This window comes from Paraburkholderia sp. SOS3 (assembly GCF_001922345.1).
In the GTDB taxonomy this organism is placed as follows: domain Bacteria; phylum Pseudomonadota; class Gammaproteobacteria; order Burkholderiales; family Burkholderiaceae; genus Paraburkholderia.
In genome coordinates, this window is sequence record NZ_CP018811.1 from 1,829,958 (window position 1) to 1,851,712 (window position 21,755).

19 protein-coding genes and 2 tRNA genes are annotated in these 21,755 nt (G+C 62.5%); 18 read left to right on the forward strand and 3 right to left on the reverse strand.

The genetic code is table 11. The annotated features are described in order from the left end of the window. The first annotated feature begins 125 nt into the window (after positions 1-125). Entirely contained in the window at positions 126-1,226 is a 1,101-nt protein-coding gene (aroC, locus tag BTO02_RS08405) for a chorismate synthase (protein ID WP_075156648.1), read from the forward strand. A 133-nt stretch (positions 1,227-1,359) separates the two neighbouring features. Continuing rightward, complete coding sequence (locus BTO02_RS08410) at positions 1,360-2,862, forward strand: tetratricopeptide repeat protein (protein ID WP_075156649.1); 1,503 nt, start codon at positions 1,360-1,362, stop codon at positions 2,860-2,862. 41 nt (positions 2,863-2,903) lie between these two features. Here the strand turns inward: BTO02_RS08410 and BTO02_RS08415 are convergent, their stop codons facing one another. Further along, positions 2,904-4,577, reverse strand: a complete 1,674-nt coding sequence (locus BTO02_RS08415) for an electron transfer flavoprotein-ubiquinone oxidoreductase (protein WP_075156650.1) — start codon at positions 4,575-4,577, stop codon at positions 2,904-2,906. A 120-nt stretch (positions 4,578-4,697) separates the two neighbouring features. Here BTO02_RS08415 and BTO02_RS08420 point away from each other — a divergent pair, with 120 nt between their 5' ends. Then, complete coding sequence (locus BTO02_RS08420) at positions 4,698-5,477, forward strand: SDR family oxidoreductase (protein WP_075156651.1); 780 nt, start codon at positions 4,698-4,700, stop codon at positions 5,475-5,477. Positions 5,478-5,565: 88 nt separating this feature from the next. After that, positions 5,566-6,000, forward strand: coding sequence for an acyl-CoA thioesterase (locus BTO02_RS08425; RefSeq protein ID WP_075156652.1), 435 nt, complete (start codon positions 5,566-5,568; stop codon positions 5,998-6,000). A gap of 45 nt (positions 6,001-6,045) precedes the next feature. Here the strand turns inward: BTO02_RS08425 and BTO02_RS08430 are convergent, their stop codons facing one another. After that, the gene (locus BTO02_RS08430) at positions 6,046-6,591 is read right to left on the reverse strand and encodes a LuxR C-terminal-related transcriptional regulator (protein WP_075156653.1); all 546 of its coding nucleotides are present in this window, start codon (positions 6,589-6,591) and stop codon (positions 6,046-6,048) included. Positions 6,592-6,908: 317 nt separating this feature from the next. On the opposite strand from BTO02_RS08430, the gene BTO02_RS08435 reads away from it, so the two are divergent. The 14 genes from BTO02_RS08435 to BTO02_RS08510 all read left to right on the forward strand — a co-directional run bounded on the left by BTO02_RS08435 (position 6,909) and on the right by BTO02_RS08510 (position 21,295). Further along, a complete protein-coding gene (locus BTO02_RS08435; RefSeq protein ID WP_075156654.1) occupies positions 6,909-7,613 on the forward strand; it encodes a CoA transferase subunit A in 705 nt (234 codons plus the stop codon). 2 nt (positions 7,614-7,615) lie between these two features. Then, entirely contained in the window at positions 7,616-8,257 is a 642-nt protein-coding gene (locus tag BTO02_RS08440) for a CoA transferase subunit B (RefSeq protein WP_075156655.1), read from the forward strand. A 226-nt stretch (positions 8,258-8,483) separates the two neighbouring features. Beyond that, the gene (locus BTO02_RS08445; RefSeq protein ID WP_075158711.1) at positions 8,484-9,431 is read left to right on the forward strand and encodes an alpha/beta fold hydrolase; all 948 of its coding nucleotides are present in this window, start codon (positions 8,484-8,486) and stop codon (positions 9,429-9,431) included. 166 nt (positions 9,432-9,597) lie between these two features. After that, positions 9,598-9,951 (forward strand): RidA family protein, encoded by a 354-nt coding sequence (locus tag BTO02_RS08450; RefSeq protein WP_075156656.1) that lies wholly within the window; start codon positions 9,598-9,600, stop codon positions 9,949-9,951. 205 nt (positions 9,952-10,156) lie between these two features. After that, the gene (locus BTO02_RS33830; protein ID WP_232243486.1) at positions 10,157-12,511 is read left to right on the forward strand and encodes a RelA/SpoT family protein; all 2,355 of its coding nucleotides are present in this window, start codon (positions 10,157-10,159) and stop codon (positions 12,509-12,511) included. 169 nt (positions 12,512-12,680) lie between these two features. Next, positions 12,681-12,757, forward strand: a tRNA-Val gene (locus tag BTO02_RS08465). A 313-nt stretch (positions 12,758-13,070) separates the two neighbouring features. Next, entirely contained in the window at positions 13,071-14,978 is a 1,908-nt protein-coding gene (thrS, locus tag BTO02_RS08475; protein WP_075156658.1) for a threonine--tRNA ligase, read from the forward strand. A gap of 49 nt (positions 14,979-15,027) precedes the next feature. Continuing rightward, positions 15,028-15,552, forward strand: coding sequence for a translation initiation factor IF-3 (gene infC, locus BTO02_RS08480; protein ID WP_075156659.1), 525 nt, complete (start codon positions 15,028-15,030; stop codon positions 15,550-15,552). A 328-nt stretch (positions 15,553-15,880) separates the two neighbouring features. Continuing rightward, positions 15,881-16,078 carry a 50S ribosomal protein L35 gene (gene rpmI, locus BTO02_RS08485; RefSeq protein WP_075156660.1) on the forward strand — a complete coding sequence of 66 codons (198 nt, stop codon included), beginning with the start codon at positions 15,881-15,883 and terminating at the stop codon, positions 16,076-16,078. Positions 16,079-16,107: 29 nt separating this feature from the next. Next, entirely contained in the window at positions 16,108-16,467 is a 360-nt protein-coding gene (gene rplT, locus BTO02_RS08490; RefSeq protein ID WP_075156661.1) for a 50S ribosomal protein L20, read from the forward strand. Positions 16,468-16,676: 209 nt separating this feature from the next. Then, a complete protein-coding gene (pheS, locus tag BTO02_RS08495; protein WP_075156662.1) occupies positions 16,677-17,690 on the forward strand; it encodes a phenylalanine--tRNA ligase subunit alpha in 1,014 nt (337 codons plus the stop codon). Positions 17,691-17,842: 152 nt separating this feature from the next. Further along, positions 17,843-20,284, forward strand: a complete 2,442-nt coding sequence (gene pheT, locus BTO02_RS08500) for a phenylalanine--tRNA ligase subunit beta (protein ID WP_075156663.1) — start codon at positions 17,843-17,845, stop codon at positions 20,282-20,284. A gap of 132 nt (positions 20,285-20,416) precedes the next feature. Next, a complete protein-coding gene (locus BTO02_RS08505; protein WP_075156664.1) occupies positions 20,417-20,827 on the forward strand; it encodes an integration host factor subunit alpha in 411 nt (136 codons plus the stop codon). A 69-nt stretch (positions 20,828-20,896) separates the two neighbouring features. Next, positions 20,897-21,295, forward strand: a complete 399-nt coding sequence (locus BTO02_RS08510; protein WP_075156665.1) for a MerR family transcriptional regulator — start codon at positions 20,897-20,899, stop codon at positions 21,293-21,295. 114 nt (positions 21,296-21,409) lie between these two features. Here BTO02_RS08510 and BTO02_RS08515 read toward each other — a convergent pair. After that, positions 21,410-21,486, reverse strand: a tRNA-Pro gene (locus tag BTO02_RS08515). Positions 21,487-21,755: the final 269 nt, after the last annotated feature.

The following is a 21,755-nucleotide window of genomic DNA, read 5'->3' on the forward strand; positions in this document are numbered from 1 at the left end:
CCGCAGCGCAAACCGCCGGCGTGCGAGGAAGCGATTCGCCGCCCGGTCCGCGCTCGCGACGTGGAACCGGGCGTGCCCCGGGCTGGCATAATATCGGTTTTCCCGCTCTACTTTGGACGACGCTCATGTCCGGCAACACGTTCGGTACGCTCTTCACCGTCACGACCTTCGGCGAATCGCATGGTCCTGCCATCGGTTGTGTGATCGACGGCTGCCCGCCCGGCATGGCGCTCGCCGAAGCCGACATCCAGCTCGAACTCGATCGGCGCAAGCCCGGCACGTCGCGCCACGTCACGCAGCGTCAGGAAGACGACAAGGTCGAGATCCTGTCCGGCGTCTTCGAAGGGCAGACCACCGGCGCGCCGATCGCGCTCCTGATCCGCAACACCGATCAGCGCAGCAAGGACTACGGCAACATCGCCGAAACCTTCCGTCCCGGGCACGCCGATTACACCTACTGGCAGAAGTACGGCATTCGCGACCATCGCGGCGGCGGCCGTTCGTCGGCACGGCTGACCGCGCCGACCGTCGCGGCCGGTGCCGTCGCGAAGAAGTGGCTGCGCGAGCATCTGGGCACCGAGATTCGCGGATACATGTCGGCGCTCGGCGAGATCGACGTGCCGTTCGTCGATTGGGCCCATGTGCGAGAGAATCCGTTCTTCGCGGCGAACGCGGATGTCGTGCCGCAACTCGAAGCATATATGGACGCGCTGCGCAAAGAGGGCGATTCGATCGGCGCGCGCATCGACGTCGTTGCGTCCGGCGTGCCGGTCGGCCTTGGCGAGCCGCTGTTCGACCGGCTCGACGCCGATATCGCACACGCGATGATGGGCATCAACGCGGTGAAGGGCGTCGAGATCGGCGCGGGCTTCGCGAGCGTCGCGCAGCGCGGCTCCGTGCATGGCGACGAGCTGACGCCCGAAGGGTTCGTCGGCAATCATGCGGGCGGCGTGCTCGGCGGTATTTCGACGGGGCAGGACATCACGGTCTCGATCGCGATCAAGCCGACGTCGAGCATCCGCACGCCGCGCCGTTCGATCGACAAGGCCGGGGTGCCGGCTATCGTCGAGACGTTCGGCCGGCATGATCCGTGTGTCGGCATTCGCGCGACGCCGATCGCCGAGGCGATGCTCGCGCTGGTGCTGATCGATCACGCGCTGCGGCATCGCGCGCAATGCGGCGACGTAGTGGTCGCGACGCCGAAGATCGCACCGAAGGCGCCCTGACGCGAGCAATCGCGATCGCGATCAGGTTCGCATGCAGGGTGGCGATTCGGCGTTGTCGACCCGGCGTTGTCTGTAGGCCGTCGGATCGAGAACGCAAGGTAATTTCAGCTTTACCCGTCCGTGGAGCAAGACGATGACAGCCTCCACATCTTCCGGCGCCGATCCTCTGGCGCAACTTCACGCGCGCGCGATGGCGCCGAACGCGGTGGCCGCCGACTGGCTCGCATACGCAGACGCGCTTGCCGCTCAGGCCGGCCGCGATACCCACCGCTTACGCGAGGCTTTGAGCGCATTGGTGCGCGCATGGCGCCTCGACGCCTCGAGCGACGCCACGTTGCTGCAGAAAATCGCGCAGACCGCGTTTGTCGTGCGCGACTGGCCGCTCGTCGAGTCCGCAACCGAACTGCTGCTTGCACGCGACGCCGCCGATGCGAATGCGCTCGTCTGGCGCGCGGCGGCCGTGCAGCAACGCGACGATTTCGACGAAGCACAGCGCTTGCTGCTCGACGCGGCACGCGTCGTGCCGAATAACCCGGTCGTGCTGCACAAGCTCGCGTTGTGCATCAAGGAGCAGGGCCGCTTTGCCGAAGCCGAAGCGCTGTTGCGCCGTGTGCTCGAACTGTCGCCCGACAATCCGCACGCGCAATTCGACCTCGCGGAACTCGAAATTCGCGCGGGGCGCTTCGCGCAAGCATGGCCGCACTATGAAGCGCGTCTCGCTTTCGACGATGGCATCGCCAACGCGCAACAGGCGCTGGCCGCGATCAGTCCGCACTGGCGCGGCGAGCCGCTCGCGGGCAAGTCGCTCGTCGTGTATGGCGAGCAGGGGCATGGCGATTGCCTGTGGGCGGCGCGCTTTCTGCCGCTGCTCGCGCAACGCGCGCGGGACCAGGGCGGCCGCGTGATATTCGGCCATGACGGGCCGTTGCGGTCGCTGTTCGAACGCATGCTGCCGGAGGACGTCAGGCTCGAAACGAATCTCGACACGCATCCCGATTTCCACTGTGGCTTGATGAGCTTGCCGTTGTATCTCGGCGTTCACGATGCCGCCGGGTGGTCGCAACCGTATCTGAGCGCCGACCCGGCGCGCGTCGAAGCATGGCGATCCCATGTCGTTGCGCACGCAACGAACGGTCAGCGCAACGATCTGCAAAATCGCCCATGCCGCGTCGGTATCGTCTGGAACGGCAACCCCGCGCATGTGCGCGATGCGCGTCGCTCGGTGCCTGCCGAGCAGCTCGAGGCGCTGCTTGCGGTGCCCGGTGTCACGTGGTTCGCGTTGTCGCCGGGCCGCGAAGCGACCGTTGCGCAATGGCGCGCACACGGCGTGAACATCGTCGATCCGACCGCGAATTTCGGTGCCGGCTTCGACGACGTCGCCGCGCTGATGATGAATCTCGAGCTCGTCGTGACGATCGACAGCGGCCCCGCGCATCTGGCCGGGGCGCTCGGCGTGCCGACCTGCCTGATGATCGATCACGTGTCGGCGTGGTTCTGGGGCAACGAGACGCAACGCACGCTCTGGTACGGCTCGATCGAGCTCTACCGTCAACCGTCGGTAGGTGCGTGGGCGCCCGTGATCGAACGGGTCAAAGCGAAAGTCCAAGCGCTAGCCGCTGCAGGCGCCGGCGCCTAGCGATCGAGCGCCGGGCGCGGCATCGCAGCCGCAACCGCGCATTACATGTTCGGATAGTTCGGCCCGCCGCCGCCTTCCGGCGTGACCCACACGATATTCTGCGTCGGGTCCTTGATATCGCAGGTTTTGCAGTGCACGCAGTTCTGCGCATTGATGACGAGGCGCTCGTTGCCGTCGTCGCCCTTGACGAACTCGTAGACCGCGGCGGGGCAGTAGCGGCCCTCCGGCCCTGCATACGTCCTGAAGTTGACGTTGACCGGCACCGAGGGATCTTTGAGCGTCAGGTGCGGCGGCTGGTTTTCCTCGTGATTCGTATTCGAGATGAACACCGAGGAGAGCCGGTCGAAGGTCAGCTTGCCGTCGGGCTTCGGATAATCGATCGGCTTGCACTCGGACGCGGGCTTCAGCATTTCGTGGTCCCAATGCTGATGATGCAACGTCCACGGCACATTGCCGCCGAACACCTTCTGCTCGATGCCGACCATCAGCGTGCCCAGATAAAGTCCTTTGCTCATCCACTGCTTGAAATTGCGCGCGCGATGCAGTTCGGTGTGCAGCCACGATTGCCTGAACGCCTCTGGATACGCGGCCAGTTCGTCGGCTTGACGGCCCGCCTGCAGCGCGTCGAATGCGGCGTCGGCGGCCATCATGCCGGACTTGATCGCCGCATGGCTGCCCTTGATGCGCGACGCGTTCAGAAAGCCCGCATCGTCGCCGACCAGCGCGCCGCCCGGAAACACGAGCTTCGGCAGCGACAGCAGCCCGCCCGCGGTGATCGCCCGTGCGCCGTACGACACGCGTTTGCCGCCTTCGAGGAATGCGCGAATCGACGGATGCGTCTTGTAGCGCTGGAATTCCTCGAACGGCGACAAATACGGATTCGTATAGCCGAGCCCGACGACGAAGCCGACCATCACCTGGTTGTTGTCGATGTGATAGAGGAATGAGCCGCCGTACGTTTCGGTATCGAGCGGCCACCCGGCGGTGTGGATCACGAGGCCGGGCTTGTGTTTCGCCGGGTCGATTTCCCACAGTTCCTTGATGCCGATTCCGTACACCTGCGGGTCGGCGCCGTCGCGCAGCCTGAATGTGTCCTGCAACTGGCGCCCGAGGTGTCCGCGCGCGCCTTCGCAGAAGAGCGTGTATTTCGCGTGCAGCTCCATGCCGAGCTGGAAATTTTCAGTCGGCTCGCCGTCCTTGCCGATGCCCATGTTGCCCGTTACGACACCTTTGACCGCGCCATCGTCGCCGTATAGCACCTCGGCTGCCGGAAAGCCCGGGAAGATTTCGACGCCGAGCGCTTCGGCCTGTTGTCCGAGCCAACGCGTGACGTTCGCCAGACTGATCACATAATTGCCGTGATTCCTGAAGTTGTCGGGCAGCGCCCAGTTCGGCACCGAGGTCGCTTTGGTTTCGGAAAGGAACAGGAAGCGGTCTTCGGTCACTTCGACGGTAAGCGGTGCGCCTTTTTCCTTCCAGTCCGGAATCAGCTCCGACATGGCGCGCGGGTCCATCACCGCGCCGGACAGGATATGAGCCCCGATCTCCGAACCCTTTTCGAGCACGCAGACGCCGATCTCGGCGCCTTTCTCCTGCGCGCGCTGCTTGAGACGGATTGCCGCCGCAAGCCCGGCCGGCCCGCCGCCGACGATCACGACGTCGTATTCCATCGACTCGCGCGGACCGTATTGCTCGATGAGACTTGCGGGGGTCATTGAAACTCCTCTTACCGTTAGAATGCTTTTTTCGGGATCGTATTGTGGGCGAACGGTTCCGACGCTGCAACCGAATGCACTCTTATTAGCACGATCGTACTATTATTCAGGAAAACCACAATGGGCCGTTCGATCAATCTGGAAGGCAAGGTCGCGCTGATCACCGGCGCGTCCACTGGGCTTGGCAAGCGGTTCGCACAAGTGCTGTCGCAGGCCGGTGCGAAAGTCGTGCTGGCGAGCCGCCGCGTCGAGCGCCTGAAGGAATTGCGCGCCGAAATCGAGGCGTCGGGCGGCGCGGCGCATGTCGTCTCGCTCGACGTCACCGACTATCAAAGCATCAAGGCCGCGGTCGCGCATGCGGAAACCGAGGCTGGCACCATCGATATTCTCGTCAACAATTCGGGCGTCTCGACCACGCAACGTCTGGCGGAAGTGACGCCGGCGGACTTCGAATATGTGTTCGATACGAACACGCGCGGCGCGTTTTTCGTCGCGCAGGAAGTCGCGAAGCGGATGATCATGCGCGGCGCGGGCAGCGGCGGCAAGCCGCCTTATCGCATCATCAATATCGCGTCGATGGCGGGCTTGCGCGTGATCCCGCAAATCGGCCTGTACGCGATGAGCAAAGCGGCGGTCGTCCATATGACGAAAGCCATGGCGCAGGAGTGGGGCCGGCACGGCATCAATGTCAATGCGATCTGCCCCGGCTATATCGAGACCGAGATGAACCATCATCACTGGTCGACCGAGCAGGGCCAGAAGCTGATTTCGATGCTGCCGCGCCATCGTGTCGGCAAGCCCGAAGACCTCGACGGCCTGCTGCTGATGCTTGCCGCCGACGAATCGCAGTTCATCAACGGCGCGGTGATTTCCGCAGACGACGGTTTCGGCCTGTCGTAAGCCTTTTCGTTTCGGCGCCGTCGCGTACCTCGCGCAGCCGCGATGATCGGAAAGTCGCGGTTGCGTCCGCTTTATCCGGAAGATTTCGATGAACGATTACCACGCAGTATTCGAAATGTCGCTGCCGATCCGTTGGGGCGACATGGACGCATTCGGCCATGTGAACAACACCGTCTATTTTCGCTACATGGAGCAGCTGCGGGTGAGCTGGCTCGAGCATGTCGGTCTGTCGCCGGCGCTCGGCGACGCTGAAGGGCCGGTTATCGTCAACGCGACGATGGAGTTCCTCAAACAGCTGCAGTACCCGGGCGATGTGATCGGGAAGATGTCGGTCGGCAAGCCGGGGCGCAGCAGCTTCGATACGGGTTTCGTGCTCACGCGTGCCGACGATCCGCATACCGTCTATGCGCGCGGCGGCGCACGCTGCGTGTGGGTCGACTACAAGGCGGGCAAGTCCATGCCGATGCCCGACAAGCTGCGCGCCGCGATCGAGAATGCGCCGCTCGTCCAGGCGGCGGCCTGACTGGGCGGTCCCGCCGCACCGGTCAGCGCGCGCGTCGCATCGCGTTCAATGTCCGAGTAACCGCTGCAGCAGTTCGGTCGCGTTGCCCGTGTCGTATTTGCGCATGAGCCGTGCGCGGTACACATCGACGGTGCGCGAACTGATCTCGAGAATCCTGCCGATCTGCTTGCTGGTCTTGCCGGTCACGAGCTGCGCGGCGATTTCGCGCTCGCGCGGCGTCAGTTCGACGGCGACGCGCCGCGTCGCGCTCAGATCCTCGAAGGTCCACACGCCCGCCGCATGCGGTTCGGCACGCTCGAGCGAGCGGCCCGTCACGTGACACCAGAACAGCTCGCCGTTCGCGCGCTTCATGATGCGGTCGTCGGCATAACTGCCTTGTGCGGTCATGATGGGCGGAATGCGCTCGCCGATCCGCTCGAATTCATCGGCCGACGGGTACAAGACCTGGAACGACTGGCCGATCAGCGCCTCGCGCCTGCAGCCGAAAATCGACGCGAGCGCGTCGTTGCAGTCTTCGATAATCCGCGCGCGCGACAGCACGAGGCCGATCGGCGCGAGGTGAAACGCGGTTTGGTAATCCAGGGCGGGCATGAATGCGGTGCGAATACTTATGTATTTTTGCGTATTGTGCCGCAATGCTCGCGCGTCGTACCCTTTCGGCACGACAACGGAAGTCGCGTCGGCGCGCGGTGTGCGATTTGCAGGGCGGTTCGGCTCGGCTGCACGCGGATGCCCGGCCGGTTTGTACTCCGCTTGCCGCCAGTGACTAGAATGACGTCTCGGGCGCCGCCCGATGCGCGTCGATCGGATCGCCGATCGCGGGTTGCCGAAGTTGCGTCAGCTTTGCGGCGCACGCAGCGAAACGCGTCGGCCGATTCTGAATTTCCATTCAAGGAAGGGACATATTGATGAACAAGGTCTATCCGAGCGCAGCCGAAGCGCTCAAGGACATCGTCAAGGACGGGCAGACGTTTGCCGTCGGCGGTTTCGGCCTGTGCGGCATCCCCGAGGCACTGATCGCCGCGCTGCGCGACTCGGGCGTGAAGGGCATCACGTGCATCAGTAACAACGCGGGCGTCGACGGCTTCGGCCTCGGCCTGCTGCTCGAAACGCGCCAGATCCGGAAAATGATCTCGTCGTATGTCGGTGAAAACAAGGAGTTCGAGCGCCAGTTCCTCGCCGGCGAACTCGAGCTCGAATTCACGCCGCAAGGCACGCTCGCCGAGAAGCTGCGCGCGGGCGGCGCCGGCATCCCGGCGTTCTTCACGAATACCGGTTTCGGCACCGTGATCGCGGAAGGCAAGGAAACCCGCCAGTTCGGCGAGAACCACTACGTGCTCGAACACTCGCTGACCGCCGACGTCGGGCTCGTCAAGGCGTGGAAAGCCGACAAGTCGGGCAACCTCGTCTATCGCCGCACTGCGCGCAACTTCAATCCGATGTGCGCGATGGCGGGACGCATCACGGTCGCGGAGGTCGAAGAGATCGTCGAAACCGGCGAGCTCGATCCGGACGCGATCCATACGCCGGGCATCTTCGTGCAGCGGCTCGTGCTCAATGCGCATCCGGAAAAACGCATCGAACAACGTGTGACCCGCGCGAAAGGAGAGTAACCATGGCCTGGAATCGTGACGAAATGGCCGCGCGTGCGGCGAAAGAATTGCAGGACGGCTTCTACGTGAATCTCGGCATCGGTTTGCCGACGCTGGTTGCGAATCACGTGCCCGCCGGCATCGAAGTGTGGCTGCAATCGGAAAACGGCCTGCTCGGCATCGGCCCGTTTCCGACCGACGACGAAGTCGATGCGGACATGATCAACGCCGGCAAGCAGACGGTGACGACCATGCCCGGTTCGTCGATTTTCTCGTCGGCGGACTCGTTCGCGATGATTCGCGGCGGTCATATCAATCTCGCGATCCTCGGTGCGATGCAGATCAGCAAGACCGGCGATCTCGCGAACTGGATGATCCCGGGCAAGATGATCAAGGGCATGGGCGGCGCGATGGATCTGGTGGCGGGCGTGAAGCGCGTCATCGTGCTGATGGAACATGTCGCGAAGGGCGACCAGCACAAGATTCTCGAACAATGCACGCTGCCGCTGACGGGCGTCGGCGTGGTCGACCGGATCATCACCGATCTCGGCGTGATCGACGTGACCGAGAACGGGTTGAAACTCGTCGAACTGGCGCCGGGCGTCGGCGTCGACGAGATCAAGGCGAAGACCGGCGCGCCGCTCGACGTGAGCGCCGTGCACTGAGCGGATCGATCGTCGAATCGATCGCATGCGGAAAGCAGAAGCGGGTGTGGCGGAAGTCACGCCCGCTTTGTTTTTTGGCGTCGCCTTTGCCCCGGTGCGGAGCGCGGGCGCCGCGTGGTGCTGCGTGGATGCCGTGAGCGCGCCCGGCGTGACAATGCTGTCGAGAATGAAGCGACTACAATCGACGCAAGCCGTTCAGACTTTTCGTCCGAAGGAGGAGATCGCGATGACCGACGTGCGTCCTGATGTGTCCACCGCTTTGTCCAGTTCCACTGCAGCCGGCACGGCGAGCCGCCTGTCGCCGCGCCAGCGCTACGTGCAGTGTCTGAGTCCCGCCGGCTTGCATCGCGTCGCATACACGGAATGGGGCGATCCGCATAACCCGCGCGTGATCGTCTGCGTGCATGGGCTCACGCGCAGCGGACGCGACTTCGACCGCTTTGCCGCGGCGATGTCGGCAACGCACCGCGTCGTGTGCCCGGATGTGGTGGGCCGCGGGCTGTCGTCATGGCTCGAGAACCCGAATTTCTATGCAGTGCCGCAGTACGCGGCAGATATGGTCACGCTGATTGCGCGACTCGAAGTGGAGACGGTCGACTGGTTCGGCACATCGATGGGCGGCCTGATCGGCATGGCGCTCGCGGGCCTGAAAGATTCGCCGATCCACAAGTTGCTCCTGAACGACGTCGGTCCGCATATCGAACCCAATGCATTGACGCGCATCGCCGGCTATCTGGGCAAGCCGACACGCTTCGCGACGCAGCAGGAAGGCATCGAACATGCAGCGTTGCTGGCCGAATCGTTCGGGCCGCTTACGGCCGACGAGTGGCGCGAAATCAATACGCCGCTGCTGCACGAGCGCGACGGCGCATGGCAATTCCGCTACGACCCGCGTATCGCGCAGCCGTTTGCGGCCATGACGCCCGAGATGGCAGCCGCGGGCGAGGCCGCGCTATGGAAATCGTTCGCTTCGATCGAAGGGCCGGTGCTCGTCGTGCGTGGAGCCCAATCGGACCTGCTGTCACACGAGACGGTCGCGAGGATGGTCGAGGTCGGGCGCAATGTGTCGAGCGTCGAAATCGACGGCGTCGGGCATGCGCCGGCGTTTCTCGCGCCCGGTCAGATCGCGATCGCGCGCCGTTTCTTCACGGGCGAGTCCGTCGACGCGTCATAATAGAGGGTGGTTCCGCGCGAGGCGTGCCACGCAGTCGCGTAGCGCATTGCATCGGCATCGCATTCCGTATTGCGCCTATCGTGCGTATTGTGCGGAGTGCGTCTGGCTGTACGGGTTGTCCTCGCCGTTTGCGGCCATCATCACCATTCAACCATCAGGGATTCTCATGGCAGTCATTCGTCATCACGTCGGCAAGCGCCTGTCGGAAATCGCCGTGCATAACGGCACTGTGTATCTGGCCGGCCAGATCGCCGAAGACACCGATCAGGACATCGGCGGCCAGACGCGCGAGGTGCTCGGTCACGTCGACCGTCTGCTCGCCGAAGCGAACAGCGACAAATCGCATCTGCTGTCGGTGCAGATTTTCATTACCGACATGGCGCAATTCGCCGGCATGAACGCGGTGTGGGACGAATGGGTCGCGCAAGGCGCGACGCCGCCGCGCGCGACCGTCGAAGCGAGGCTCGCGAACCCGAAGTGCCTCGTTGAAATCGTCGTGGTGGCTGCGCAGCGCAGCTGACACCCGTTGCTCGACAGTCGCTGAGGCGGGTGGGTGTGGCGGGCGGGTGTGGCGGTTGTCGGCCGTCGCTGATCGGGCCATCGCCAGCGTTGCGGTTGGCAATGCGCTTTTAGACACACGTGCAGCCGCACCTGCAACCCCACTTGCCACACTTGCCTCAGTTGCCTGCTTTTCCCGCCCGACGCATGCCGCGGGCTGTTGCATCATGAATACCGAAACCTCGACCTCCGCTTCCGCTTCCCTGCCATCGTTCGACGACGCGCTCGCGTTCGTGCGCGAGCATGCGGGCGACGTGCGGCTGTCGACGGGAGAATCGCTCGCCGATCACGCGGCGGGCACGGCCGCGATCATGTGCACGCTCAACGTCGATCCGCCGGCGGTGCTGGCCGCGGCGCTGTTCGGCCTGACACCGCATCTCGAAGATCCGGAGCGCGTGATCGCCGCGAAATTCGGCGATGAAGTCGCGCGGCTCGTCACCGACGTGCGCAAGCTGCTGCGTCTGGGCACGGTGAGCTTGCGCGCCGCCGCGCAGAGCGCGCAGCCCGATACCGGCGGCCGCGAAGCCCAGGCCGCGCGCCGCGCGCAGGTCGAAGCGCTGCGCAAGATGCTGCTCGCGTTCGCGCAGGACATTCGCGTCGTGCTGATCCGCCTCGCGTCGCGCCTGCAATCGCTGCGCTACTACGCGGCCGCGAAACTCGCGCCGCCGCCGGACGTGGCGCGCGAAACGCTCGACGTATACGCGCCGCTCGCGAATCGCCTCGGCATCTGGCAACTGAAGTGGGAGCTCGAAGATCTCGCGTTCCGCTTCGAGGAACCGGTCACCTACAAGCGCATCGCGAAGCTGCTCGACGAGAAGCGCGCCGAACGCGAAACCTATATTGCCGAAGCGATCGCGAGGCTCGAGCGCGAGCTCGCGGCGGCGCATATCCGCGCCGAGGTCAGCGGGCGGCCGAAACACATCTACAGCATCTGGCGCAAGATGCGCGGCAAGGACCTCGATTTCTCCGAGCTCTACGACGTTCGCGCGTTCCGTGTGATCGTGCCGGACATCAAGGATTGCTACACCGTGCTCGGTATCGTGCACAACCTGTGGCAGCCGGTGCCAAGAGAGTTCGACGACTACATTTCGCGGCCGAAGCCGAACGGCTACAAGTCGCTGCATACGGTCGTGATCGGCGACGACGGTCGCGCGTTCGAAGTGCAGATCCGTACGCAGGAGATGCATCAGTTCGCCGAGTACGGCGTGGCCGCGCACTGGCGCTACAAGGAAGCGGGCGCGCGCGGCTACGGCGGACAGTTCAGCGCGAGCGGATCGTACGACGAGAAGATCGCCTGGCTGCGGCAACTGCTCGCGTGGAAAGACGATGTGTCGGAGCGCGAGCAGGGCGAGGACGCAAGTGGCGCACGCGACGATGAACACGATGGCGAAAGCGACGACCGCGACGACCGCGATCCCGCCGGCGCGGGCGGCGCGGGCGGCGCGCGCGACGAAGCGGGCGCGGCGCGCCAGCCGTGGCGTCATTTGCGCGACGCGACGTTCGATGACGATCACATCTACACGCTCACGCCGCAAGCGCGCGTGATTCCGTTGCCGCACGGTTCGACACCGCTCGATTTCGCGTATCACCTGCATAGCGACCTTGGGCATCGCTGCCGCGGCGCGCGCGTCGACGGCGCGATGGTGCCGCTCAACACCTCTCTGCAAAACGGACAGACTGTTGAAATCGTCGCGGTGAAGGAGGGCGGTCCATCGCGCGACTGGCTGAACCCGCAGCTCGGCTATTTGCGCAGCAGCCGCGCGCGGCAGAAGGTGCGCGCATGGTTCAACGCCGTCGATTCTCAGGAAAACGTCGCCAACGGGCGCACGCTCGTCGAAAAGACGTTGCAGCGCGAAGGCAAGACGTCCGTCAATCTCGACCAGCTTGCCGCGAAGCTCGGCTTCAAGGCGCCGGAAGAACTGTATGCGGCGGTCGGCAAGGAAGAGTTCAGCCTGCGCCTCATCGAGCAGGCGTTGAACGATGCGCCGCCTGCCGAGCCCGAAGTCGAAGCGCCCGAGCAGTTCGAAAAGCGCAGCAGCGGCGCGAGCGTCGCGCACGGTGCGTCGACGGGCGTGCTCGTGGTCGGCGTCGATGCGCTGCTCACGCAACTCGCGCGCTGCTGCCGTCCCGCGCCGCCCGACGACATCGCAGGCTTCATCACGCGCGGTAAGGGCATGTCGGTTCATCGCAGCGACTGCCCGACGTTTTTGCGCATGGCGGCGCGCACGCCGGAACGCGTACTGCAGACCACGTGGTCCGCGGATGTGATGAGCGGCCGTGGTCAGTCCGTGTATCCGGTCGATCTCGCAATCGAAGCGACTGACCGGCAGGGCTTGCTGCGCGACATTTCCGAAGTGTTCGCGCGCGAGAAAATGAACGTGATCGGCGTGAAGACGCAATCGCGCCGTAACGCGGCTTACATGCTGTTCACAGTCGAGGTGTCGAGTGCCTCGCAGATTCAACGCGCGTGCACGCTGCTGGGCGAAGTGACGGGCGTGGTGCGCGCTGCGCGCAAGGGTTGAAGCGCGCGTTGGGCGCGCTCGGGTATGTTTATCTCTGCGCGTTTTTCGCGCCATGTCTTCTCAGTTTCCAAGCCGTTTTCACTCACGCAAGAATGACCTGAATTTTTGATGTCGACGCATAAAAATACTTGCCAACACTCTGAGTGCTCCATATAATCTCGTCTTCTTCAGGCTCGTAGCTCAGCTGGTTAGAGCACCACCTTGACATGGTGGGGGTCGTTGGTTCGAGTCCAATCGAGCCTACCAACGAAAATCGAAGTATCGGTGAATTGCAGTGCGGTTTTGCAGTCATCGGTGCTTCATCAATCCGCAAGAGGCGCGAACAAAATTTGCGCCAATATAGCGAGCATGGTTATGACACCGCGAACGTTTACCGAAACCACTTCGGAGCGACGCTAGTCGAGGACCCTGTTCGCCTTATCGCCCTTGCGATTTGCTGGAAAGTGAATGCGGCCCCTCGAAAGCGGGGCCGCATTTTTTTTATCGCGGTTTTTGTCACGGTCGTTTTTAAACGAGTTGTTGCTGCCGCCGCCGGCCGGTCGGCAGCACGGAGAAAACAATGGTCTCGATACGTCTGCCAGATGGTTCAGTTCGACAGTACGATCACCCCGTGACGGTCGCCGAGGTCGCGGCCTCGATCGGTCCTGGTCTTGCGAAGGCCGCGCTCGGTGGCAAGCTCGACGGCGAACTCGTCGATACGTCCGCGCTGATCGACCATGATGCGTCGCTCGCCATCGTCACGGAGAAAGACGCGGATGGCCTCGACATCATCCGTCATTCGACGGCGCATTTGCTTGCGTACGCGGTCAAGGATCTGTTCCCCGACGCGCAAGTGACGATCGGGCCGGTCATCGACAACGGGTTCTACTACGACTTTTCGTATAGCCGTCCATTTACGCCTGAAGATCTTCAGAAGATCGAGCAGCGTATGCAGGAACTCGCGAGGAAAGACGAGCCCGTGTCGCGGCGTGTCGTGTCGCGCGATGAGGCAGTCGAGTACTTCAAGAGCATTGGCGAGAAGTACAAGGCCGAGATCATCGAATCGATTCCCGCAAGCGAAGAGATCAAGTTGTATTCGCATGGCGGCTTCACGGATCTGTGCCGCGGCCCGCACGTGCCGTCCACGGGCAAGCTCAAGGTCTTCAAGCTCATGAAGCTCGCAGGCGCGTACTGGCGCGGCGATGCGAAGAACGAGCAATTACAGCGTATTTACGGCACGGCCTGGACGAAGAAGGAAGACCAGGACGCGTATCTGCACATGCTCGAAGAAGCGGAAAAGCGCGACCATCGCAAGCTCGGCAAGCAACTCGATCTGTTCCACATGCAGGACGAGTCGCCGGGCATGGTGTTCTGGCATCCGCGCGGCTGGACGCTGTGGCAGCAGGTCGAGCAATACATGCGCCGCCGTGTGAACGACGCCGGTTACCTCGAGATCAAGACGCCGATGATCATGGACCGGTCGCTGTGGGAAGCATCGGGCCACTGGCAGAACTACCGCGAAAACATGTTCACGACGGAATCGGAGAAACGCGACTACGCGATCAAGCCGATGAACTGTCCTGGTCATGTGCAGGTGTTCAATCACGGCCTGCGTTCGTACCGCGATCTGCCGCTGCGTTTCGCGGAATTCGGTTCGTGCCATCGAAATGAGGCATCGGGCGCGCTGCACGGGTTGATGCGTGTGCGCGGCTTCGTGCAGGACGATGCCCATATTTTTTGCACGGAAGACCAGTTCATCAGCGAATCGATCGCGTTCAACACGCTCGCGATGAGCGTCTACAAGGATTTCGGCTTCGATCAGGTCGACATCAAGCTGTCGCTGCGCCCGGACGCGCGCGCCGGTACGGACGAAACGTGGGACCGCGCGGAAGAGGGCTTGCGCGAGGCGCTGCGCGCGTGCGATGTGCAATGGGAAGAGTTGCCCGGCGAAGGCGCGTTTTACGGTCCGAAGGTCGAGTACCACATCAAGGATGCGCTCGGCCGGTCGTGGCAGTGCGGCACGCTGCAGCTCGATATGGTGTTGCCGGAGCGGCTTGGCGCCGAATTCGTCGCCGAAGACAACAGCCGCCGGCGGCCCATCATGCTGCATCGTGCAATCGTCGGATCAATGGAGCGTTTTCTCGGAATTCTGATCGAGCACCATGCCGGTGCGATGCCCGCATGGCTCGCACCTTTGCAAGTCGTGGTGATGAATATCGCTGAAAGTCAGGCTGAATATGCGAAAAATCTTGCCCATTCGTTGCAAAAACAAGGGGTTAGAGTCGAGGCCGATTTGCGCAACGAGAAAATAAGCTATAAAATACGCGAGCACACGCTGCAAAAGGTCCCGTATCTGCTGGTCGTCGGCGACAAAGAGCGTGATGCGCAAACGGTAGCCGTGCGTGCCCGTGGCGGTGTCGATCTGGGTGTGATGCCAGTCGATGCCTTCAGCGAGCGTCTGCGTCAGGAAGTGCAGACGTTCCAATAACCACCTGGCAGCGCGGCTCGTTTTTTTCAATTTTTAGAGGAAACGTAACATCGCTACTGATAAGTCGTCGCATCGCATCAACGGTGAAATCTCTGCACCCGAGGTGCGCCTGGTCGGAGTCAATAACGAACCGCTTGGCATCGTCAAACTTGCTGACGCGTTCCGTATGTCGGAGCAGCAGGACGTAGATCTGGTCGAAATCGCGCCGCAAGCCGTTCCGCCGGTTTGCCGGCTGATGGACTACGGCAAGTTCAAGTACCAGGAAGCGAAGAAGCAACACGAAGCCAAGCTGAAGCAGAAGGTTATCCAGGTCAAGGAAGTCAAATTCCGCCCGGGTACCGATGATGGCGATTACAACGTCAAGCTCCGCAATCTCGTTCGCTTCCTCGAAGACGGCGACAAGACGAAAATCACGTTGCGTTTCCGTGGCCGCGAAATGGCTCACCAGGAAATCGGTATGCGCATGCTTGAGCGCCTGCGCACCGACCTCGACGAAGTCGGTCAGGTCGAGCAGATGCCGAAGATGGAAGGGCGCCAGATGATCATGGTGCTGGCCCCGAAGAAAAAGAAGTAAGCTCACGCGTCGTTTGATGCGTGGCGGGACCGGCGGGTGAGGCGTGCTCATGTCGCTCCCGCAGTCAGGCCGCGGTTGAGTCGGCGGCTAATCGCAGCGGTTGGAATCGAACGGCGCTTCGTCGTGGTTGGAGCGCGGCGAGGCGCGGCAAAGTTTCGGAACGGCGCCCGCACTGTGCAGTGACGCGGGCGTTTTGTCTGAAAAGCAGTGGCCGCACCGTCATGGCGGCGGCTGTCTGCATACCAAGTGGACTGGGTTTCGAAGGGCGGGTGAAGGGCCGTCAAGGCCAACCGCACACCCATATCCATCAAATAATGGAGTTGTTCGCATGCCTAAGATGAAGACGAAGAAGAGCGCTGCAAAGCGCTTCAAGGTGCGTCCGGGCGGGACCGTCAAGCGCGGTCAAGCTTTCAAACGCCACATCCTGACCAAGAAGACCACGAAGAACAAGCGTCATTTGCGCGGTTCCGCGGCTGTCCATGAGACCAACATGGACTCCGTGCGCGCAATGCTGCCGTTCGCGTAACCCTTAACCGATACTCATAGGAGCGAAACATGCCTCGAGTCAAACGTGGGGTTACCGCACGGGCCCGTCACAAGAAAGTCATCAAGCTGGCCAAGGGTTACCGCGGCCGTCGCAACAACGTCTACCGCATCGCCAAGCAGGCGGTAATGCGTGCAGGTCAGTACGCGTACCGCGATCGCCGCAACAAGAAGCGTGTGTTCCGCGCGTTGTGGATCACGCGTATCAACGCGGCGGTGCGCCAGCATGACATGACGTACAGCGTGTTCATCAACGGCCTGAAGAAGGCATCGATCGAGCTCGACCGCAAGGTGCTGGCCGACATGGCTGTGTTCGACAAGGCTGCTTTTGCCGCGATCGTTCAGCAGGTGAAAGCCGCCGTTGCAGCCTGATCGTGCCTGTGCACCGTTCGGTGCACCACCGGCGTCGGAAGCAGGCGCCGGGTAAAGGAAGGTTCGTCGCAGGTCGTTGCAGCGACCGGTTGGCCTGATGTGGGCCTCCGGTCATGCTGCAACAAAAACGGGGCTCCTCACCGAGCCCCTTTTTTGTTGGTCGAGCCGAATTGCTTCATTTGAACACTGACGTTGAAAAGATGGGATCAATGGACCTGGATCAAATCGTTGCCGATGCGCAAAGCGCTTTCGAACGCGCCACCGACGTCACCACGCTCGAAAACGAAAAAGCGCGTTTTCTCGGCAAATCGGGCGCGCTCACCGAACTGCTCAAGGGGCTGGGCAAGCTCGAGCCCGAAGCGCGCAAAACGGAAGGCGCGCGCATCAACGTCGCGAAACAGCAGGTCGAAGCGGCGCTCACTGCACGCCGTCAGGCGCTTGCCGATGCGCTTCTGAACCAGCGTCTCGCGGCCGAGGCGATCGACGTGACGCTGCCGGGCCGCGGTCTTGCCGCGGGCAGCCTGCACCCCGTGATGCAGACATGGGAGCGCGTCGAGCAGATTTTCGGCTCCATCGGCTTCGACGTCGCCGACGGCCCGGAGATCGAAACCGACTGGTTCAACTTCACCGCATTGAACAGCCCCGAGAACCATCCGGCGCGTTCGATGCAAGACACGTTTTACGTCGACGGCAAAGATGCCGACGGCCGTCCGCTGTTGTTGCGCACGCATACGAGCCCGATGCAGGTTCGCTACGCGCGCACGCATACGCCGCCGATCAAGGTGATCGTGCCGGGCCGCACCTATCGCGTCGACAGCGATGCGACGCATTCGCCGATGTTCAACCAGGTCGAAGGCCTGTGGATCGAAGAGAACATCAGCTTTGCGGATCTGAAGGGCGTGTATAGCGATTTCCTCAAGAAATTCTTCGAGCGCGACGATATTCAGGTGCGCTTTCGCCCGTCGTACTTCCCGTTCACCGAGCCGTCTGCCGAAATCGACATGATGTTCGAGAACGGCAAGAACGCGGGTCGCTGGCTTGAGATCTCAGGCTCGGGCCAGGTTCACCCGACGGTCGTGCGCAACATGGGCCTCGATCCGGAGCGCTACATCGGCTTTGCTTTCGGCAGCGGCCTCGAGCGTCTGACGATGCTGCGCTACGGTGTGCAGGATCTGCGTCTCTTCTTCGAAGGCGATCTGCGCTTTTTGCGACAGTTCGCATGATGTTGCCGTGCGGCCCGCTGCGGCCGGCGCACGCCGGCGCAGCGAGCCGCACGCCGTGTCGTTGTCGCGGCGCGAGCGCATGAGATGCATCGTCGGAGCATCCGCCCGCGCTCGCCGGACGTTGACTCAACCCGTATAGAACGTACAGAACCATGCAATTTCCGGAATCCTGGCTCAGAACCTTCGTCGATCCGCAACTGACGACCGAGCAGCTGTCTCATGCGCTGACGATGGCCGGCCTCGAAGTCGAAGATCTGCGCCCGGTGGCACCGCCGACGTCGAAGATCGTGGTCGGCCGCGTGCTCGAGGTGGTCAAGCACCCGGATGCGGACAAGCTCAACGTCTGCCAGGTCGATGCGGGCACGGGCGCGACGCTCAACATCGTGTGCGGCGCGCCGAATGTCGCGCCGGGCATCAAGGTGCCGGTCGCGCTGGTCGGCGCGCAACTTCCGCCGGCCGAAGAGGGCGGCGCGCCGTTCGCGATCAAGCTGTCCAGGCTGCGCGGCGTCGAGAGCCAGGGCATGCTGTGTTCCGCACGCGAGCTGAAGCTTTCGGAAGATCACAGCGGCCTCTTGATCCTGCCCGAAGACACGCCGATCGGTGAGGACATCCGCCGCGCACTGAAGCTCGACGATACGATTTTCGAAGTCAAACTGACGCCGAATAAGGCGGACTGTCTGTCGGTATTCGGCATCGCGCGCGAAACGGCTGCGATTACCGGCGCGCCGCTCAAACCGGTCGAGATCAAGCCGGCGCCCGTCGCGCTGAACGAAACGCTGCCGGTGAAAATTTCCGCGCCCGATCTGTGCGGCCGTTTTTCCGGTCGCGTGATCCGCGGCGTGAATGCGCGCGCGAAGTCGCCGCAATGGATGGTCGAACGCCTCGAGCGTTCGGGCCAGCGCAGCATTTCGGCGCTCGTCGATATTTCGAACTACGTGATGCTCGAACTCGGCCGTCCGTCGCACGTGTTCGATCTCGACAAGATCCACGGGTCGATGGACGTGCGCTGGGGCAAACGCGGCGAATCGTTGAAGCTGCTCAATGGCAATACGGTCGAAGTCGACGAGACGGTCGGCGTGATTGCCGACGATCGCCATATCGAAAGTCTCGCGGGCATCATGGGCGGCGACAGTACGTCGGTTACGCTCGATACGACGAACATCTATCTCGAAGCGGCGTTCTGGTGGCCCGATAGCATCCGCGGCCGCTCGCGCCGCTACAACTTTTCGACCGATGCCGGGCATCGTTTCGAGCGCGGCGTCGATTACTCGACGACGGTCGAGCACATCGAACGGATCACGCAGCTGATTCTCGACATCTGCGGCGGGCAAGCGGGACCGATCGACGATCAGACCGTCAATGTGCCGAAGCGCGCGCCCGTGAAAATGCGCGTCGCGCGTGCTCAACGGATTATCGGCGTCGCGATCGGCGCCGACGAGATCGCGGACATCTTCATGCGCCTCGGCCTCGACTACCAGCGCGACGGCGAGACGTTCTCGGTCATGCCGCCGCCGTATCGCTTCGATATCGAAATCGAGGAAGATCTGATCGAGGAAGTCGCGCGCATCTACGGCTTCGAAAAGATTCCCGCGCGCCCGCCCGTTGCGAAGAGCGAAATGCGCGCAACCAACGAAACGCGCCGTTCGATTCATGCGCTGCGTCACGCGCTTGCCGCGCGCGATTACGCGGAGACGGTCAACTTCAGTTTCGTCGACGCCGAATGGGAACACGATTTCGCGGGCAACCGCAATCCGGTGCGGCTCGTCAATCCGATCGCGAGCCAGCTTTCGGTGATGCGTACCACGCTCTTCGGCAGCCTCATCAACGTGCTGCGCCACAACCTGAATCGCCGCGCGGATCGCATCCGCGTGTTCGAAGCCGGTCGCGTATTTCTGCACGACCCGAAGATCGCCGCGGGCGAGATGACGGTGGAAGGCTTCGCGCAGCCGAAGATGCTCGGCGCGCTCGCGTACGGGCCGGTGCTCGAAGAGCAGTGGGGCGCCGCGACACGCGCAGTCGACTTCTTCGATGTGAAGGGCGACGTCGAAGCGCTGTTGAGTCCCGCGCTTGCGTCGGCCGCGCGGTTCGTGAAGGCGGAGCACCCGGCGCTGCATCCGGGCCGCAGCGCGCGCATCGAGCTCGATGGACGCGCGGTCGGCTGGATCGGCGAATTGCATCCGCGCTGGATGCAGAAGTACGACTTGCCGCATGCGCCGATTCTGTTCGAGATCGAAGCGGAAGCGTTGATGCGACGCGAATTGCCGAACCCGACCGAAGTGTCGAAATTCCCGCCCGTGCGACGCGATATCGCGGTTGTCGTCGACCAGAAAATCGAGGTTCAGGCGCTGCTCGACGAACTGCAAAAGGCCCTGTCCGAGGACGCCTGCAAGACCGTTCAGAGGGTTGCGCTTTTTGATGAATTTCGTCCAAAATCAAGTACTTCCGGTGGGCTGGCAGCCCATGAGAAAAGCCTTGCGTTCCGTGTGACCTTGCAAGATACTGGGGGAACCCTTCAGGACGAAACGGTCGATCTGGCCATTCAGACCCTGGTGGATCGTCTGGCTCGAGCATATGGCGCACGGTTGCGCGGATAACCTGCGGGACGCGGGTTATTGCGGGGGTTCCCGATTCAGTCGCGATTCGGTCCCGCTTTTTCCTGCTTTTTCCCGCTTGGTTTTCGCCTGTTTCCGCACTCTCCGTTTCAGCTTGCGCGCCATTTGACAGATATGAATGAAATGAACTCGAGTGATTTCGAAGCCCTTCTTACGGCGCAGCGTAGCGCCATGATTCGCGATATTCCGACATCATCTGCCGGCGCGTCGGCTGAAACACCGACGCTGACGAAGGCCGAACTTGCCGAGTTGCTGTTCGACAATGTCGGGCTCAACAAGCGCGAAGCGAAGGACATGGTCGAAGCGTTCTTCGAAGTGATTCGCGACGCGCTCGAAGGCGGCGACAGTGTGAAGCTGTCGGGCTTCGGCAATTTTCAGTTGCGTGACAAGCCGCAGCGTCCCGGGCGCAATCCGAAGACCGGCGAGGCAATTCCGATTGCCGCGCGCCGCGTCGTCACGTTTCATGCAAGCCAGAAGCTGAAGGCGATCGTTGAAAACGGCGCCGAGGCAAGCCTCACGCGCTGATCGATAGCTGATCGATAATAATCGAGACGCGCGCGTTCCTGCGCAACCCACCACGACGGCTAACTGACGATGACAGCGACGATCGAAAAAGTCGTCTTGCCTCCGATTCCCGCCAAGCGCTATTTCACGATTGGCGAAGTGAGCGAACTCTGCGGCGTGAAGCCGCATGTGTTGCGCTACTGGGAGCAGGAGTTCACGCAGTTGCGGCCGGTCAAGCGGCGCGGCAATCGTCGGTACTACCAGCATCATGAAGTACTGCTGATTCGTCGGATTCGCGAGTTGCTCTACGAGCAGGGCTTCACGATCAACGGCGCGCGCAATCGTCTGGATTCGCATGGCGGCGCGCAGCGCGAAGCGGATGAGCGCGAAGAGGCTGAAGCACCCGTCGTTACGCAGTCGATGGCGACTGTCGACGTCGATCAGTTGCGCAAGGAGTTGCTGCACGTGATCGATCTGCTCGGGCATTGAATTGCATCCCGATGGTGTCGCAATGCCATCTCGGTGTTGCTTCGATGTTGCTTTGATATGGATAGGCAAACAAAAACCCGCGACAGCTTTTTGGCTGACGCGGGTTTTTTTGTCTGGTCGGGGCGAGAGGATTTGAACCTCCGACCACCTGCACCCCATGCAGGTACGCTACCAGGCTGCGCTACGCCCCGAAAGCTGGCAAGTATAACAGACACGAGCCGCGGTGAGCATCACTTGCGTGCGTCAAATTGATTCTTTGAACGTGAGTGCCGCATGCCGGTCGCGATCTTGAGCAATGCTGTCAAGCTCGGCCAAGTTCAGACTCTCGTGCGAAAGCATCGGTGAATCGCGACTGCCGCCTCATCGATCATCGACCATCGAACACCTCGTTTCGACGGCCCCTCGACCTTGGCGTAAACACCGAGCCCGAGCGCTTTTCGCACCATCTTTTCGACGCCTG